Raw genomic sequence first — 16,730 nt, forward strand, 5'->3', positions numbered from 1 at the left:
GTGTACCGGCCATGTTTGCCTCGGCTACATTGTTGTCATTGACAGCATTGTTGTCGACGCCTACATTCGCTGGCATGACTACTCCTTCCCCCACGTGGCACGTGACCGACATCCCTGACCAGACCGGCCGTACCGCGGTCGTCACCGGAGCCAACAGCGGACTGGGCCTCGCCACGGTCGAGGCGCTGGCCGGCGCCGGCGCGCACGTCGTGCTCGCCGTACGGGACCCCGAGCGCGGTGCGGCCGCGGCGGCCCGCGTGCACGGCAGCGTGGAGGTGCGTCGGCTAGATCTCGCCGACCTCGCCTCCGTGCGGGAGTTCGCGGCGGCCTGGCGGGGTGACCTCGATCTGCTCGTCAACAACGCGGGCGTCATGAACATCCCGGAGTCGGCCACCAAGGACGGCTTCGAGACGCAGTTCGGCACCAACCACCTGGGCCACTTCGCGCTGACGAACCTGTTGCTGCCGCACCTCACCGACCGGGTCGTGACCGTCTCCTCCGGCGCCCACCGGATGCCGGGCAACCCCCGCATCCACTTCGACAACCTCAACCTCACCGGGGAGTACGCCCCCATGAAGGCGTACAGCCAGTCCAAGCTGGCCAACCTGCTGTTCACCCTGGAACTCCAGCGCCGGCTGACCGAGTCGAACTCACGGGTGCGCGCCCTCGCCGCGCACCCGGGCTGGGCCGCCACCAACCTCCAGAGCCACGACGGCAGCCCCCTGCGCCGCGCCCTTCTGCTGATCGGCAACCGCCTCTTCGCCCAGGACAACAGGGCCGGCGCCCTGCCCACCCTGTACGCCGCTGTCCAGGACCTGCCCGGTGCGAGTTACGTCGGCCCGGACGGGCTCGGTGAGATGCGCGGCGCCCCGACCCTGGTGGGCCGCTCGCCGGCGGCCGCCGACCCGTCGGCCGCCCGTCGCCTGTGGACGGTGTCCGAGGAACTGACCGGTATCGCCTTCCCGCTGTCGGCGGTCACCGCCGGGACCCGGCCATGATCATCCCGCCGCTCGCCGTGCTGGTTGCCCGGGCCTCCGTTTGACCGTAGCGGCGGGGCGTGTGGGTGTCCGGCTGCGCCGCCGCGGTCGGCTCGTGTTCACTCCTGCGGCGGCAGCGACGTGGCAGCCGCGCCACTGTCTGCGCGCGTTGTCGCGCGGGGCGCCAGGGCTGCCCACGCCGACAGCAGCCCTTCCCAGGCGTCGGGGAGCCCAGCGTCCACGGCCGACCGGTAGGCGGCGCAGGCCTCGGCCGAGCGCCCCTGTTCCAGGTGCAGGGCGCCGACTATTCAGGATGAAAGAGGTTCAGTAGGGGTGAGGAGGAGCGGCAAAGGTGGCGAAACCTGTAAAGCGATCCGCGAACTCATCGGCTCGAGCATCTGACAGGCCCGGCAGGCTCCGGCCGGAGCCGACGTCATGCCGCCGCGCGCTCGCCGGCCGGCCGGCGGCGCAGTTCGGGGCGCTGGAGGGCTGGCGGCTGGTAGGCCATGTCGAGCGTGCCGGTGTCGGTGCCGGGCGGCACGACCGCGTCGATTCGGTCCAGCACGTCGTCGGTGAGGGTGACATCGACGCCCGCGAGCAGGTCGTCCAGGTGTTCCATGGTCCGCGGTCCGAGGAGGGCGGACGTCACGCCCGGGTGGGCGAGCACGAAGCCCATCGCGAGATGCGTGAGCGGCAGGCCGGCCTCCTCGGCCAGCGGGATGAGCTGTTCGACCACGTCGAGCCGACGGTCGTCCGTGAGGTGCTGGAAGCCGTACCTCGACCGGTGCGTCGCGGCCTCCTGGCCCTTGCGGTACCGCCCCGTCAGCAGACCGCCGCCGAGGGGCGACCAGACCAGGGTGCCCATGCCGAACTCCTGTGCCGCCGGGAGCACCTCGCGCTCGATGCCCCGGTTCAGGATCGAGTAGACCGGCTGCTCGGTGCGTGGCCGGGCCAGCCCGCGCCGCTCGGCGACCCACTGCGCCCTGACGATGTCGGAGGCCGGCAGCGCCGACGTGCCGAAGGTGCGGATCTTGCCGGCCCGCTGCAGATCGGTGAGGGCCGCGAGGGTCTCCTCGATGTCCGTGTCGGGGTCCGGGCGGTGGATCTGGTAGATGTCCACGTAGTCGGTGTCGAGGCGGCGCAGCGAGTCCTCCAGCGCGCGCATCAGCCAGCGCCGGGACGCGCCCTGGTGGTTCGGCTCGTCGCTCATCGGGTTCCGGGCCTTGGTCGCGAGCACGACGTCGGCCCGTCGTCCCTTCAGCGCCCGGCCGACGATCTCCTCCGACTCGCCGTGCGCGTACATATCGGCGGTGTCGACGAGATTGATGCCGGCGTCGAGCGCCCGGTGGATGATGCGGACGCAGTCGTCGTGGTCGGGGTTGCCGAGGGCGCCGAACATCATCGCGCCGAGGGCGTAGGGGCTGACCTTGATCCCGGTCCGGCCGAGGCTGCGGTAGTGCATGGGGTCTCCTTCAGGTCGTCCTGCTGTGTCGCTGACACCAGCCTGTCTGTCGTTCGCCGGACTATGAATCCTTGTCCATCCCGATTTTCTGCGCGAGAGTACGGACATGGATCCGGACCGACTCTCCGAGGCACTCGACCTGGTCGAGGTACGCAGCGTGCTGACCGGCGGCGTCGCGGCCCGCGGCGGGTGGTGGGCCCGCGGCCCACTGGCCGATCCGGTCAAGTTCTTCGCGATGGTGAGCGGGCACGCCCGGCTCACCACCGACGGCGTCGTCGAACCGATCGACCTCGTGGCGGGTGACGTGGCAATCCTCACCGGGCGCTCGTGGGTGGCCTTCGAGGCCGGCGCGGCGCCGCGCCACGAGATCCAGCCGGAGTCGGACTTCTCCACCGCCCGCTTCGCGGGCTCGGACCCTGCCGTCGACGACGTCGTGATCGGCGGGTGCGTCAGCGTGAACGAGGCCGGGCGGACGCTCCTGCTGGAGTCGCTTCCACCGGTGGCCCACATCCGGTCCTCCACCGCCGGAGATGGGGACCGTCTCCTCGCCGCCCTGCTGCGGCTCTTCGATGAGGCGACCGGCGACCGGCTCGGCTCGGCCTTCGCGATCCGGCAGTGCGGCCAACTGCTCCTGCTGGAGGTGCTGCGCTGTTACGTCGACCAGACCCCCCTGCCCTCGGGCTGGTTGCGCCTGCTCGTCGACGAGCGCCTGCGCCCCGCCGTCGACCTGCTCCACGGCCGCCCCGAACACGCATGGGGACTGCAGGAGTTGGCGCGCGCCGCCGCGATGTCCCGGACTACATTCGCGGAGCGGTTCCGCGAGGCCGCCGGTGTACCGCCGCTCACCTACCTGGGCCGGTGGCGCATGCTGCTGGCCCAGCGCGCGCTGCGGAACGGCGACGCCCGCGTCGCGGCGCTCGCCGCCGAGCTGGGCTACGGCTCGGAGAGCGCGTTCAGCACGGCGTTCAAGCGTGTTGTCGGGGAGTCGCCGCAGCGCTACCGGACGCGCGTGCGCCAGGAGGCCGTTCCGATCGCGGGCCGGTGACGGAGATCAGCCCTGAACGAAGCCGGCGCGCCTGCGCCACCGCGTGGTGCGCCGGCCGACTCGAGCCGACGGCATGGAGCCGGGACGGCACCGATCTGCACCGACCAGTGTGCCCGCTGTCGCGACCAGGTCTTCACAGCGGACAGCGCGCGAGTCGAGCAAACGCGCGTACACTCACGATCACTCCGAGCCGGGCAAGCTCATGCGAACAACGGCAGGGCGGGCCGGTTCGGGGAACCGGCCCGCCCGTGGAGTGGCGATGTCAGGGGCAGCTGCTGACGTTGCCCGCGAACGCCTCAGTGGCCGCGGCGCCGAGGGCGATGAGGGACAGCACGGTGGCTGTGGTGATGGTGAAGAAGCGACGGATCATCAAGTTCTCGTTCTCTGCCATGCTTCGCGCGTGGCTTCTCCTGGCTCCCGAACGAAGACGACCGATGTGTGGTCCCTGCCCCAAGACGAGCAACTCATTGGGCAGCGCATCAGCGAAGCCCTGCCGCGCTCCGGCTGGCTGTGCAGTCACCCCGGGCCGAAGGGCCTTCACCAGGTGCATCTGCATCGCCAACTCGGTGAGGCCCTGAGCTGCGGCGGTCGGCAAGCGTTTCTGCTTCTGCCGACCGAGGCCCGGGCACCTGAGGACGTCCTGGTGGACGACGCCGTCGCCCCCAGGTCCGACCTCGGACACTCGGCCGTCGTGCAGTTCCTTTGCTCACGCCGCCTTCAGGACGGCGAGGGCGAAGTCTTCGAGGCCGGCCGTCTCGCGGTGCGCTGGTTCGAGCAGGAAGTCGGGCCGGAGAGACATCAGCTCCTGACCGAGGAGACGCGCCTTATCTGGAAGGTCCTGCGAGCGGCGACCAGGCCAGCCATCGTCGAGAGCACGCAGGGCCGACGAATCTCCGGCATGAGGATCGGCCTTGCCGCCCATGACCTCGTGACCAGCAGCGGGATGCTGCTGACGCGAGGCGGTGTCCAACGTCTGCGTCTGGCCGCCGCGCCCCCAACCGGTCAGATGCGGGACAAGCTTTAAGGACATTTCCGCCGCGCTCGATGAGAGCCAGGAGCTCGAGTCCGAGGAGCCCCTCGGGTGGCAGCCGATCTGGAAGCGCCCCCGGAAGCCGAAGTCGAAGGCGGCGAAGAAGCAGGAGCTGCGCAAGCAGCGGCGGCGACTCCAGGACGCCGGGAAGCGCCGCCTCGCCGCCAGCGTTTATTCACCGGCTTGGGAGGCGCTGAAATCGGATTGCGTTCGAACGCAACCGACGGGTGCAGCGGTGATGGTGATGCTTGGCCCACTGCCGCGTATCGTGCGAAACGGTCCGGGCCCGGAGCCACCATCCATGGCCCCAGTCCCGGACCGCTCACCAGGTGCCACGCACGTGAGGGCTGCCGGGCGAGGATCAGACCACCATCCGGCTGGGCGTTGTGCCCCGCGGGCCCGTCATGCCCGGGAGGGCGACCTCACGTGTCAGCTGGACAGGCGTCCGAAGAACAGGCTGCCCGGTGCCTCCAGGTCCGGGGAGTAGAAGAACTCCCTGACCGCGCGGATGAACTCCTGCCGGCTGATGGATCCGTCGCCGTCGGTGTCCAGCTCGGCGAAGGCGTCCATGGCGGCGGGGTCGGTGATGTCCCAGACACCCAGGTACTGCTTGAACTCGGCCTTGCTGATGGTGTTGTCGCCGTCGGTGTCCATGATGTCGAAGATGGCGTGCGGAACACCCTCGACCATGTTGAAGCGGCTGGTGTCCACGCTCACCGCGCGGCTGGCGGCGTGGTACTGCTCCTTGGAGAGGCGGTTTACGCCGTTCGCGTGGCGCAGCAGCTCGGCCCACTGCATCTGGTACGAGAACAGCAGCGCCTGCGCCCGCCGGTCGCTTTTGTCGATCTTGTAGGCCTTCAGATAGCGGTCGACGACGCGCTGGTAGTCGCTCCATTCGACATAGCCGTCGCCGTCGGTGTCGGTGGCGGTGAACAGCTGGTCCAGCTTCACGCTGATCGGGTCAGTGGTGGCGGTAGCCATGATCAACCTTTCTCACAGGGGGAGTCGTGTGGGCACATCAGTACCCGCCCTGAAGCTAGGCCCGAAAACATTACAAAGAAGCATTAAATGCCCATATGATTGTCAGGTTCACACAATAACGTGAATCCCCTTCACGTCCGGCATGACCTCCGGACGAACCGGGTATCGACTCGGGCTCTCACGGTGACTGCGCCTGGTAGCAATGTTCGAACTCGATGACGCTACGTGGCCGGTATTCGTCGGCGGAGCGACCACCCTGCTGTAGGCGCGGCATGATGCGATCATGCGGAATCAGCCTGTGCTTGTTTTTGGTGGAGATTGCGGCTTTTGCTCTACCTCGGTGAGGTTTGCTGAGCGACGCCTACAGCCTCGTTGCGATACCGTTCCTTGGCAGTTCGCGGACTTGGAAGCTCTTGGCGTCACCTCAACACGAGCCGAGCGCGAAGTGCTGTGGGTGACTCCCAGGGGCGTTGTGTATGGAGGCGCCCAGGCTGTTGCGAAGGCACTGTTGAGCGCAGGCGGAGGGTGGGCGCTGGTGGGTGCGTTGCTCATGTTGCCTCCCATGCGGTGGGCTGCCCACGGTGTGTATCGACTCGTCGCAAACAATCGTCACCGCATGCCAGGAGGCACCGCGGCATGCGCTTTGCCCGACCGGCGAACGGTTGGCCTGTAGCCGAACCTCCCGGCACCGTCAGGACAACAGGACACAAGCCCGGCCCACTGGCCGTAAGTCAGATCCGCACGTCTCACAGGACGTGATCATCAACGAACAGGGTTCACTTTCGCAACAGACCCTAAAGGGTGTTGCAGAAGGCTTAGTGGCGGGCATTTTGCCTGTATGGGTGGGGTGTTGAGGGTTGAGCCGGTGTGGGTGGAGACGTTCACCGGGTTGCGGATGGGGCGCTTCGAGAAGCTGCTTCGGGTGGTGCGGGAGCGGGGCGGCAACGGCCCCGGTGGTGGCAGGCCGTGGTGTCTTCCGCTGGCCGAGCGGGTGCTGCTGGTAGCCGTGTACTACCGCACGAACCTCACCATGCGGCAGCTCGCGCCGCTCTTCGGCTGCTCACCTGCCACCGTCTGCCGGATCATCCAGCGCCTGCGACCCCTGCTCGCGCTGGAGCCGTCGCCCCAGCCGGTGCCGGGCACCGACCGGTTATGGATCGTGGACGGCACCCTGATCCCGGTCCGTGACCGTAGGGTCGCAGCCTCCTCACGCAACTACCGGTTCTCGGCGAACGTGCAGGTCATCATCGACGCCGAGACCCGCCTGGTGGTGGCCTCGGCCCGGCCGGCACCAGGCAACAAGGCCGACGCACAGGTCTGGCGCGAGTCGGACCTGCCGGCCCTGGCGGCGGGCACGACCGTGATCGCGGACGGCGCCTACCTGGGCACCGGGCTGATCGTCCCGCACCGCAGACGAGCCGGACGTCCCCTCCTGCCCGGCCAAGAGGAAGACAATGCCGAACACCGGCGCGTCCGGGCCCGTGTCGAGCACAGCTTCGCCCGGATGAAGAACTGGAAGATCCTCCGCGACTGCCGCCAAAGGGGCGACGGCCTCCACCACGCCGTCCAGGCCGTCGCCACCATGCACAACCTCGCCCTGACAGGGTGAAAACAGCAGGTTAGCTGCCACTCAACCCTGTCCACCACCGACCTTCTGCAACACCCTTTAGTTCAGTCGATATCTACCCCACCGGCCGTGCTCCGTGCTGGAAAAACTACGATCTCTCCATCAAAACGGCGAGCAGCGGCCAGACTTGCCGGATGGTCAGTAAGGGGCTCCTGAAAGTCACGGTGAGGCAGCGCATCGAAGGCTTCCTGATGAGCGGTGATTCGCAGGACCTGCTCACGCAAAAGACTGCCAGAGATGCTGGCCGGCTCAAGCGGTCGGCGACCGGCTTTCGGCAGGGTCGTGTCGTGGTGCTCGACGCCGAGGGTGTTCACCTCGTCGCGATGCTCTACTGGTGTCGGGGCTGCATGCCGTCCAACCCGGTGGCGGAGGCTGAGATCGCCGCAGCCGAGAAGCTGTTCCGGCTGCTGAGTCCCGGCGCGGCGGATCCGGTGCCCAGGGTGGTCCGCGAGCTGCGTCGGCAGTTGCGCCGGGAGGCGGCGGAGACGGCGCTGGGGATGCTGGCCACCGCGGAGGCGCAGGCGGATGCGGGACTCGCAGACCAGGCCCTCGAGGTGCTGCGCGGGACTCTGGAGTCTGCGCCTACTGGGGACGCCGACATCCCCGACTTGCTGCACCGGTTCAGCCTCGCTCACCGCGTGCGCTTCTGCATCCTTGGCCACGCCGATGACAACACCCGAGCAATTGAGCTGGCGCGCGCGGCCGTGCAACGCGGAGGCGCGGAGCATCACGAGCGGCTTGCCAATCTGGCCGGGCTGCTCCAGAACCGTTACACGCTGCTGGGCAACCCAGGCGACCTGGACGAATCGGTGGCGTTGAGCCGCGAGGGCCTCGACGCCGAGGGCGATGCGGGCCTCATCTTGCACGGGGCCGCGCTGTGCGGCGCGCTGCTGCTGCGCCACCAGAACTCGGGTGCCGAGCGCGACTTGAACGAGGCCATCGAGCTGGGGAGGACCGTGCTTGCCCACTGCGCGCCGGACGCGCCCAAGCGCGCGGAGGTCGAGTCGTTTCTCGCACGTTCGCTGCTCGCTCGGCACTGGCGGACGCGGTGCCCGGACGACCTGGAAGAGGCCCTGTCCCTGTCACGGGCCGCCGTCCGTGACGCGCCGACCGGCAGTACCTTCCGCACCCTCATGATGGGCAATCTCGCCGGCGTGCTGCGCGACCGCTTCGGCGTCACGGGCGTCCGTGCTGACCTCGACGAGGCGATCGGCATCATGGGAACCGTACTCCGGGACGTGCCCGAGGAGCATGCAGACTTCGCTGTCCAACTGGGGAATTCCGGCGTGTATCACCGGGTGCGCTACGAGCAAGGTGGCGACCCGGCCGACCTGGACACCGCCCTGCCGAACATAGAACCGATCACTACGTCAAAGGCGGGGGCACCGAGAAGGACCGTCGAAAGTCTCCTGACGACGAATCGTCAGAGAAGTCCTGCGACCTCACGCCCCCACCGGCGCGCGGCCCCGACGCCCGGCACAGGCTGTTGGTCACCGACCCGGCGATCACCCTCGGAGGCTGCCCCGCCGCTGTCACTACCTGCCGCGCTGTCCCACGATCGAGGGCGGTCCCCGCGAGACCGCCCCCGCACGATCGAAGTCCCACTCCACTCCAGCCGCCCAGCGAAGCCGGGTCCTGGCGTTGAGCGGTCAGAGCTCTAGGCCGGGCCCTGGATCTAGACGCCTGACCGCCTTGTTGACGTCCCACACCGGGCACTCGATCGGCGCGTAGTGGCCCTGGGGCGTCCACGACAGCACCCCGGCGGGTGGGCCGGTCGGCTCCCGTCCCTCGGCGCGGATCTGCTTCAGAGTCCGCAGGTTCCAGGGCAGCGCCTCGCTGGTGTAGACGGGCAGCGGCGGCGGCCCGGTAGGCTTCTCGCTGTAGTACGGATCCCCGAACAGATCCCAGCCCAGGGGCGGGCGGGGTGGACGGCGTGGAGACATTCGGCCGTTACTCCGGCTCCAGCACGGCGCCCAGGGCGGCGTCCAGTTCGTTCAGCGCCAGGCGCATCGTCTGCACGGCGGTGCCGAACGCAAGGTTGTCGATCCCCTTCGAGTACAGGTACCCCGGGTCCACGGTGAACGCCTCCGACACCCGCCGCGCATTCGCTTCCTTGTCCGGCCACGCGGTCGAGTGCGCCAGATCCCAGGCCGCTTGCGGCAGCTTCTCAGAGCCCATGTCGTCCCAGGCATCGACGTTCAGCGCCGTCGTCCTGACGTCGGCAACCGCCTCGGCCAGCGCTTCGCGCGCTTCCGCCACCCGCATCCGTTCTGCTCTGGCCGGCGCCCGCAGTTCCTGCTTGTCCATGGCGGCATTCTGCCCTAGTTGCGGGCCAGTTGAGGCGGAACGGGACCTCCCGACCCGAAAGACAATCTGTCTTCTGGCTCCCCGTAAACCGGTACACTCTGCAGTCTCGCCGGGATTCAGGATCATGAACCCTGGACAGCCCGACGAGGTGTCTTCTACTTCTTCCGCTCGGACCTGGCACCAGTGTGGTTGGGCGTGGTGCAAGAGTATGCGCCGCACCTGCTGATGCCGGATGGGGAGGTCGGCTGACAGTGGCTGGCTGTCCCGTTCCTCGTCGGTGGCATGCTGCCGACCTGGTCCCGGCAGGCCGCCTGCGGCCAGGCCAGCCGTTTCCGGCCGGTGCGGCCTGTGTCCGGGCGCGTCGGCGACCCGGCCCCCGGGCACCGCTCCTGCCCGCCGTCCTGCACCCCCCAGGCCGCTGCGGCCTCGAGTTCGCCCTCGCCGCCGGCGCTGGTGCGGTCGCTGCAGGTCCGCTGCGACGACTGCCCCGGTCCGCGCGACGCCGTCCGCGCCGCCCGGGCGGCGACGGAGGAGGGTCAAGCCTGTTCCAGCTGCGCGTCGCCGGGCTGGGTGTCGTGTGCTGCACTGATCGTTGCTGAGTCTGGCCAGCGCTGCAGCCAGCGCCGGCACTTCCTGTGCCTGGAGCGGCTGTCAGAGACCGCGTCCATCACCCCTCGCCGCCGCGTGGTGCGCGTTCCCAAACGGCGCAGTCCTTCCCAAGGCGACGAGTAACAGGGGAGAAGCATCCTGCCGCCCTCCCCGCCGTACGCATTTCGCACGCTAAAGGCACGTAACATGTACGGTCTGGCCACGGTGGGGCGGCGGGGAGGGCTGTTGCTACGCCCACTCCACGCCCAGCTTCCGGAATGCGTCCAACTGCTACGCCGTGAGTTTGTCGCGTCGCTGCTTGGTGTTGGAGATCCTGTGAAGTGTCTCTTTGATGCCAGGGGCCGCAGGTCGCTTCTCTGCCACCATCGGATTCCTTGACCATGTGCTCTGACCTGGTGAGATCCCAGTTCGGCCTACTGGCGTCTAGTGGCACCAGTTGCTGGCAGATAGTGGCACCAGCCCAGGACAGATTTGCGGCACTTCCATTAACTGACGATCACGGTGAGGGTCCGCTTGGTGGTGAGGGCTGGGCGTGTTTGTCGAGCTATGCGGTGTGTGTAGGGGCAGAGGCCATGTTGGGGAAGGCCTGGCTGCGGGCGGTGTGCTGTACGGGGGTTCACGGCGTGGTCGGCCGGGACATTGGACGCCCGTTCCCATCCACGGCGGGCAGCACCATCGTGGCGAGTCCGCCGCAGGCCGGCCCGTGCGTGCATTTGGGTATGGCGCTACTTGCCCCTGAGGTCATCGATCCGACGCTGTTCCCACCAGTCTTGGATCATGTCGAGGCGCTTGACGGACGGTTCGATACGGCTCAGGGCTCGGTCCAGGTTGAGGAACGGCACCATCAGGCCGGTGAGTGACGACGTCTTGGACTTCAACCCCTCTGCCTGCCTCGTCCAGGGGGCCAGGTGTTTGGCTGTGTCGCTGAGGCCGGTCAGCATGCGGGCCATGTCGTCATCCGGCGGGGCCGCGGCCGTTTCACCGGAGCTTTTGGAGCCGAGGAGCTGTTGGGCGATAGCTACGGCTGTGGAGACAGCCTGGACTCGCTTCGTAGCGTGGTCGTGGAACCGGCGGGCCATCGATGTGAGATCGATGTCGATGCCTTCGGTCAGGCGGCCCCGAAGCTGGTGTGGCGTCACGATGGGGGCGGGGTCCGACGAAGCCATGACCCAGGCGATCGGTTTGTGTCGGGCGAGGAGTTCGTCCGCCAACACCCGGTAGGCCAGTACAAGGTCTGCGATCAGGTCGGGTTCCAGGGTTTCACGGTGGTAGGCCGCGTTGCGGTATTCGTGCAGCCGGTCGAGTACGTCGCGTTCGTGGTCCGTCAGCACGCCCCGCTGCCTCAGGAACTTGGTCTTCTGGTCCAGATGGTTGTCCATCTTTGCCCGCCGGTCCAGGCCTACATGCTGATCGATCAGCTGACTCAGCTGTCCATCGAGCTGCCCGCCGCTGTCCCGGAACCTTTGCATCTCTTCGATGGTGCTGTCGGGGATCTGGAAGGCCAGTTGGGCGTTGACCTCACGGCCGATGATCACCTCGACTAGATGGTCCAGGAGGATGAGGGCAAGGCGATCGTGTGCTTGGTCGCCTGCCTCGGCACATCGCCGGATTTCGGCTATTTCGACCGCGAGCCAGTTCCATTGTTCGGAGTTCTGTGAGGCCGGGCGGTCCCAATCGGAAGCGAAAGGCTGCATGAGAGGCATGACTCCACCCTTTCATCCCTCCTCCGGGCGACCATCATGTGAGATAGACAGCCTTGAGGCGACCCACCGCCCAAGGGCGGACGGTGCGGCCTTCGCGCTTACTGGTCCGTGCGGGATTTCCCACGCTGTGGTTGCTCAGGGCCCCGCCGCGACCGTGAGGAACGGGGCGTGGGAGGCGCTTGACGCTGCGGTCACTGGGGAAGTCCGGTGGTGTCGAGGAAACGCTGCTGGTTGCCGTGGATGTGCCGGGTGGCTTGTTCGGGTGTCAGCGCCCAGCGGGTGGCGAGGCGGGCGACGACGTCGGAGAGGTCTGCCGGTCGAGCGGGGTGCCTGTTGTGACGGGCGAACGGGCCATCGGTCTCGAGGAGGACACGGTCGGGCGGCAAAATTTCGAGGAGGGCGCGCCCTTTTTGCGAGGTGGTCATTGCCGGGTTGACGGAGAACCACAGTCCTGCGGCCAGGGCCTCGTCGACCAGGGCCAGAGGGCCTGTGTACCAGTGCAAGATCGCGGCGGTGACTCCAGCCTGGGCGAGTCGGGAGAAGGTGTCCTTCTCGGCGCCGCGGCTGTGTACGGTCATGGGCAGGTTACGGGTTCGGGGATCAGCGAGGACGGCCTCGAGGACTCGCAGCTGTGCGCGTCGTGTGGTGCGTCCGGCGGGGGAGTAGTCGAGCCCAATCTCACCGACCCATGTGGTTTCGGGCAGCATGCGCAGAAACCGGGCGATGTCGGCGGGAGTAAAGCTGTGGGCACGTAGAGGATGCATGCCCAGTGCCGGGTGGACGCCACGGCGTCTACCCAGCCGGGCTCGCAACAGCCGGTACTCTCCAGGATCCTCGGTGACGGCCACGACGTCGACGCGAGCCTCGGCGGCCTGGCGCAGGACGGCTACCGGGTCGTCGTAACCGGTCACGTGGCAATGGCTGTCGAGCAGATGGTTCACGAGGCGTGTTCCAACAGTCGTGCGAGCTGCCCCTGCGCGCCCGAGGTCAGCCAGGCGCGGATCTCGGCGGTGCCGCGCCGCCATACGTCGATGTAAGCGGTGCGCTCGCCACGGGGCAGCGGGCCGTTGCGCAGGACGTCACTGGTGGGCCGGCCAAGGCGGGTGCCAGCCACAACAGCACGCAAGTCAGCGCTGCGGCCGGAGTCCGGATCCAGTAGTTCGGGATCGTTCAGCGCATCCCAGGCGTAGTGCCTGGCGTCGTCCCAGCCCGCCCGGGACATCGACGCCCGGCGGATCAGGCACGGGAAGCAGTAGCCGCAGTTGCCCTGCGGCCGCTCGGCGTAGCGGGCGGCCTCGGGATGGGAGCAGGAGATGCTCTGCGGTGCGAGTTCCCGCAGAAGCGGCTGATTGCGGCTGCCGACGAGCATCTCGCCCTTGGTCTGCAACCGGTAGGGGTTGACCAGCCGGTTGTGAACGCCGACCGCCTCCTTCACCTGTTCCAGCAGCGCCAAGTAGTGCGGATGGGTAGTGCGGGTGCTGAAGCTCCCGACCCGAGCACGGGTGAGGGGCACGTTGATGCCGATGTAGCCGTTCTCCGGGAGGTAGACCGGGACGTTCGGGCCGATGGAGGAGGCGATCGCCACGGCGGTCGACAAGAACATCAGTGAGCGTGAACGGGAGGTGGTCTCACGGCCGTCGGGCAGTGGTCTGGCCTGGGACGGATGCGCGGGCGCCGGCCGCAAGAACAGGCGCAGCGAGACCACCCGTGAGCCGTAGTGACCGCGTAGATGCCGCAACAGACGGGCCTGAGCGCGTGGAGTCTGGCCGCCCTCGTAGTGCGACAGGAGACATAGGCGCCGCTCAGGGTCCTCCTCCAGCAAGTCGATGACCCCACACAGGGAGTCCAGGCCTCCCGAGAACAGGCACACACCGTCCGCAACGACCCGCCCCTGGCCACTGTCCGAACCGTGCGGCAGAGGTGCGGATCGCTGAGAGCGGGGATGCAGAGTCCACCGGTCGCCGGTCAGGAAGCGCAGAGTTGTCTGCGAGGCCTCCACCGGCCACCTACCGGCGTCTTCTGCCGGGAAGACCAGAGACAGATCACGTGTCCAGGCATCGTTGGTGCGGCTGCGTTCGCTCACTCTGTCGCTGATGTAGGCGCCGACCGCCATGATCATTAGGTCAGCCGCCTGACGAGTGGGCCGGAAGGAACGGAACAGCCCGAGGCCGGCCTGCACTGTGCCCTTAGGCGAGCCCGGGGCGAAGTCCAGCAGGATCCCTTCGGGCGGCGCGGGATCGTCGAACTCTTCGGTACGCACCGTGAACTGTGTCATGCCAGCCCCTCCAACGCCTGGTAGGCCAGTTCCACGGCACTCTCAACAAGAGCACGGCCGTCTGGGCCCGACCAGTCCAAGCTCAACGGCTGCGCAGGCATCTGGATGGCCACGCAGTCCTCGATGATCTGGCGCATCTGCCCGTCAGCGCGGCGTGCAGCCTCGGGGTCGGCGATGGTGCCGAGCCGTTCGGCCACCACCGGCACCCGGTTGTAGATGTAGTGCGTCAGGAACAGTTCGAGCAGCCGCTCCACATCGTTGCGGTCGGCTGCCTCGCTTTCGAGCTCCTCCCAGGTGTCCGCCTCGCCAAACAGTTCCTCCAGAACGTCGCAGACCGCGTCCCGGGCCGCCTGCCCGTCCAGGTCGCCCCCAGCACCAGCCAGTTGCGTCACCAGCTCATCGACGATCTCGAACCGGTCCCGCCCGACCAGGTCGCCCAGCGACGCCTGACGCAGCGCCTCGTCCAGCCCGTCGGCGGCCACCCCGGACAGCAGGCCGCCCAGCCGCTGGGCCGTGCTGCGCCCGGCCGCCGCGCCCGCGGCGGCGGCCGCAGCGCCACCCAGGACCGGAACGTGGCGGGCAAGGACGGCGGCAGCCCGGCTGCGGGGAGCGGAACCACGGCTGACGTCGCGGGCGTATGCGGTCGCCGCGTGCTTGAGAGGCGTCCACGCCCCGCCGGAGCCACTGGTGCGGTCGGTGGAAGTACCCACTTCAGCTACGCCCCTGCCGCCGGCGCACGTCGCGAGCCTGGCGCACGAACGCGCCTGCCGGGGTACCTGTGGACTCCCAGCCGTCCAGCAGAGCCGTCACGGAGGGGTCGGTGGGGGGCAGCCGTCGCACCAGGGTCGAGAGCTTCGGGCGCAGGAGCTCCAAAGGGACGAGTCTGAGCCGCTCGCAGACGTCACGAGCGATCGCGGGGATCTCGTGACACAGCTCCGCTGCGCTGTCCGTGGCCGGTCCCGCCGGATCACGCTGAACCACCTGCATAAGGTGCTCCACGAGTGTCGGCAGATCCTCAGCCGCCACGGTCTGCTGCACCTGTCGCACCGCGGCCCGGCGCCGGCCGACGACGTCGGACTGGAGCAGGCCGAGCAGTTCCTGGACATGCGCGGGCAGAAGCGCCGTGGTGGCCGCTAGCCTCAATTTGGCCCGCGCGAACGTGAAGTACGGGCCGAGATCCACTGTGGCCAGGGCGGGATCCATCCGAAGCCAGGCGTCGATATGCGGCATCTCCGCCCAGGCGCGAACCTCCTCGTTCAGCTCGCCCGTGGTGGAGTTCTCCTCGCGAGCCCGCCCTCGCCTTGGGGGACGTCCGTCCGAGGAGGCGCGTGGCTCCTCGGGAGTCTGGCTATGGCCCGATCCTCTCTGAACGGCCGTCGCCGCACCGCGTGCGTGCCGTTCGGCGGCTTGGAGATGTCCGTTCCCGCCCGATCCCAGTGCCTGGACCTGCCAGTCGAACAGATTCTGGAAGTCGGTCAAGTACTGCTCTTCCAACACCATGAGCTTGGCCAGGACCGCCGCGTCCAGCCTCGTGCCCCGGCGTTCGGCGCTCGCCAGGCGTAGGGTCAGCGTGTTCAGAAACCGCTTGATCTGTCGAGGATTGCCACGCAACGTACTGCCGAGCACCGGGGAGATCGCCGCCGCCCACGTCATGTCCTCGTACAACCGCGTCGGCATGCCAGCGCCGAGCGCGGCAGATGCGATGCCCGCATTCAGAGCAACCCCAAGGGCGCTTTCGCGCCTGCGCAGGTCAACTGCTTCGCACACCGTCTCGAACTGCTGCCGCTCAAGGTGCAGTTGCGCCAGCAGCAAATGCATGTACGTCTCGGCTTCGGGCGCGGACAACACCGGAATGCTGATCTTGACCTGGAGCATCTTCTCCAGATACTCCGCGCCCAGACCAGACGTTCCGGGGCGGCCGAGGCCCGGGTAGCGTCGGTCGATGGCGGCCTGCACGACCTCGGGGTGGGCAGCGATCACGAACGCGCTTTTCTCCACGTTGAGGAAGAGACGGATCGCCTCAAAGGTGTCAACGACCGTATGTGGCAGGCACCGGTCCAGGTCATCGATCAACACGATCACCGCCCGAACCTGCTCCAACGAACCCACCAAGCTGGCGAACTCCTGCCGAAACGCCCCCGGGTCCGCGGGAGTGCGGTTCTCCTCCGCGCTCTCCTCGACAGGCTCCTGGTCCGGGTACGTCCCCCCGACAGCGCTCTGGGCGATGGCGGAGGCCACGTCAGCCAAACCGGGATCGAGCGCGCCGGCAGCCATGGCCGCGCCGGCGGGCAGTGCCGCTCCGACCAGCATCTGTACCGGCCGCCGCAGGCTCCGGGCCACTCGTCTGAGCCGGCCCGCCTCCACAGCCTCGGCGCTACCCTCATCGGCTTCTTGCTGCAGGCGCGTCAGCACTGTCTCCATCAGCGCGCCCTTGATGTCCTCATAGCCTTCGTACTGCCAAGGGCTGAACGGGACCACGACGAAATGTCCAGCCTCGTCGGATGAAATGGTCGACAGTTCCTTCGAGACGATCCTCAGCAGGCTGCTCTTGCCTGAACCCCAACCACCGAGCACCCCCAGCGTCAGAGGCAGGAGCCGCTGCTGTGTCAGAGCAACGACCATCTCGTCAACGAGGAAGTCAAACCCGAGCAGGTCCAGATCCGTCTCGTTATCCGACCACACGCTGCCTCCCGCACCCTGCGTTGGCTCCCGCC

General features: G+C 68.0%; 16 protein-coding genes. 6 read left to right on the top strand and 10 right to left on the bottom strand.

Annotation, left to right across the window (positions count from 1 at the left end; genetic code table 11):
• Positions 1-74 precede the first annotated feature (74 nt).
• Entirely contained in the window at positions 75-998 is a 924-nt protein-coding gene (locus B446_RS35165; RefSeq protein WP_043474385.1) for an oxidoreductase, read from the top strand.
• A gap of 412 nt (positions 999-1,410) precedes the next feature.
• Here the strand turns inward: B446_RS35165 and B446_RS35170 are convergent, their stop codons facing one another.
• Complete coding sequence (locus B446_RS35170; RefSeq protein ID WP_020937373.1) at positions 1,411-2,439, bottom strand: aldo/keto reductase; 1,029 nt, start codon at positions 2,437-2,439, stop codon at positions 1,411-1,413.
• 106 nt (positions 2,440-2,545) lie between these two features.
• On the opposite strand from B446_RS35170, the gene B446_RS35175 reads away from it, so the two are divergent.
• Positions 2,546-3,484 (top strand): AraC family transcriptional regulator, encoded by a 939-nt coding sequence (locus tag B446_RS35175; protein WP_020937372.1) that lies wholly within the window; start codon positions 2,546-2,548, stop codon positions 3,482-3,484.
• A gap of 262 nt (positions 3,485-3,746) precedes the next feature.
• Here the strand turns inward: B446_RS35175 and B446_RS40870 are convergent, their stop codons facing one another.
• Positions 3,747-3,875, bottom strand: coding sequence for a hypothetical protein (locus B446_RS40870; RefSeq protein WP_272945898.1), 129 nt, complete (start codon positions 3,873-3,875; stop codon positions 3,747-3,749).
• Between the two features lie 9 nt (positions 3,876-3,884).
• Between B446_RS40870 and B446_RS35180 the strand changes: the two genes are divergently transcribed.
• Positions 3,885-4,508: a hypothetical protein gene (locus B446_RS35180; protein WP_052352092.1), complete on the top strand. Its 624-nt coding sequence runs from the start codon at positions 3,885-3,887 to the stop codon at positions 4,506-4,508.
• Positions 4,509-4,943: 435 nt separating this feature from the next.
• Here B446_RS35180 and B446_RS35185 read toward each other — a convergent pair whose 3' ends face one another.
• A complete protein-coding gene (locus B446_RS35185; RefSeq protein WP_020937370.1) occupies positions 4,944-5,495 on the bottom strand; it encodes an EF-hand domain-containing protein in 552 nt (183 codons plus the stop codon).
• 283 nt (positions 5,496-5,778) lie between these two features.
• Between B446_RS35185 and B446_RS37790 the strand changes: the two genes are divergently transcribed.
• From B446_RS37790 to B446_RS35195, 3 genes are all read left to right on the top strand, one after another.
• Positions 5,779-6,168: a thiol-disulfide oxidoreductase DCC family protein gene (locus tag B446_RS37790; protein WP_020937369.1), complete on the top strand. Its 390-nt coding sequence runs from the start codon at positions 5,779-5,781 to the stop codon at positions 6,166-6,168.
• A 165-nt stretch (positions 6,169-6,333) separates the two neighbouring features.
• Positions 6,334-7,104, top strand: a complete 771-nt coding sequence (locus B446_RS35190) for an IS5/IS1182 family transposase (RefSeq protein ID WP_043474380.1) — start codon at positions 6,334-6,336, stop codon at positions 7,102-7,104.
• Between the two features lie 152 nt (positions 7,105-7,256).
• Positions 7,257-8,783, top strand: a complete 1,527-nt coding sequence (locus B446_RS35195; protein ID WP_020937367.1) for a tetratricopeptide repeat protein — start codon at positions 7,257-7,259, stop codon at positions 8,781-8,783.
• Here the strand turns inward: B446_RS35195 and B446_RS39090 are convergent.
• The 7 genes from B446_RS39090 to B446_RS35225 all read right to left on the bottom strand — a co-directional run bounded on the left by B446_RS39090 (position 8,772) and on the right by B446_RS35225 (position 16,698).
• Positions 8,772-9,065 carry a hypothetical protein gene (locus B446_RS39090; protein WP_020937366.1) on the bottom strand — a complete coding sequence of 98 codons (294 nt, stop codon included), beginning with the start codon at positions 9,063-9,065 and terminating at the stop codon, positions 8,772-8,774. The genes B446_RS35195 and B446_RS39090 overlap by 12 nt on opposite strands.
• Positions 9,066-9,072: 7 nt before the next feature.
• Entirely contained in the window at positions 9,073-9,429 is a 357-nt protein-coding gene (locus B446_RS35200) for a hypothetical protein (RefSeq protein ID WP_020937365.1), read from the bottom strand.
• Between the two features lie 1,334 nt (positions 9,430-10,763).
• Positions 10,764-11,741, bottom strand: coding sequence for a hypothetical protein (locus B446_RS35205; protein WP_020937364.1), 978 nt, complete (start codon positions 11,739-11,741; stop codon positions 10,764-10,766).
• Between the two features lie 191 nt (positions 11,742-11,932).
• Positions 11,933-12,682 carry a TatD family hydrolase gene (locus B446_RS35210; RefSeq protein WP_020937363.1) on the bottom strand — a complete coding sequence of 250 codons (750 nt, stop codon included), beginning with the start codon at positions 12,680-12,682 and terminating at the stop codon, positions 11,933-11,935.
• Positions 12,679-14,016, bottom strand: a complete 1,338-nt coding sequence (gene qatC, locus B446_RS35215) for a Qat anti-phage system QueC-like protein QatC (RefSeq protein ID WP_020937362.1) — start codon at positions 14,014-14,016, stop codon at positions 12,679-12,681. Before qatC ends, B446_RS35210 begins: the two co-directional genes overlap by 4 nt.
• A complete protein-coding gene (locus B446_RS35220) occupies positions 14,013-14,726 on the bottom strand; it encodes a hypothetical protein (RefSeq protein ID WP_020937361.1) in 714 nt (237 codons plus the stop codon). The genes qatC and B446_RS35220 overlap by 4 nt, the downstream gene beginning before the upstream one ends.
• 1 nt (position 14,727) lies before the next feature.
• The gene (locus tag B446_RS35225; RefSeq protein ID WP_020937360.1) at positions 14,728-16,698 is read right to left on the bottom strand and encodes a P-loop NTPase fold protein; all 1,971 of its coding nucleotides are present in this window, start codon (positions 16,696-16,698) and stop codon (positions 14,728-14,730) included.
• Positions 16,699-16,730: the final 32 nt, after the last annotated feature.

The organism is Streptomyces collinus Tu 365, assembly GCF_000444875.1.
Lineage (GTDB): Bacteria > Actinomycetota > Actinomycetes > Streptomycetales > Streptomycetaceae > Streptomyces > Streptomyces collinus_A.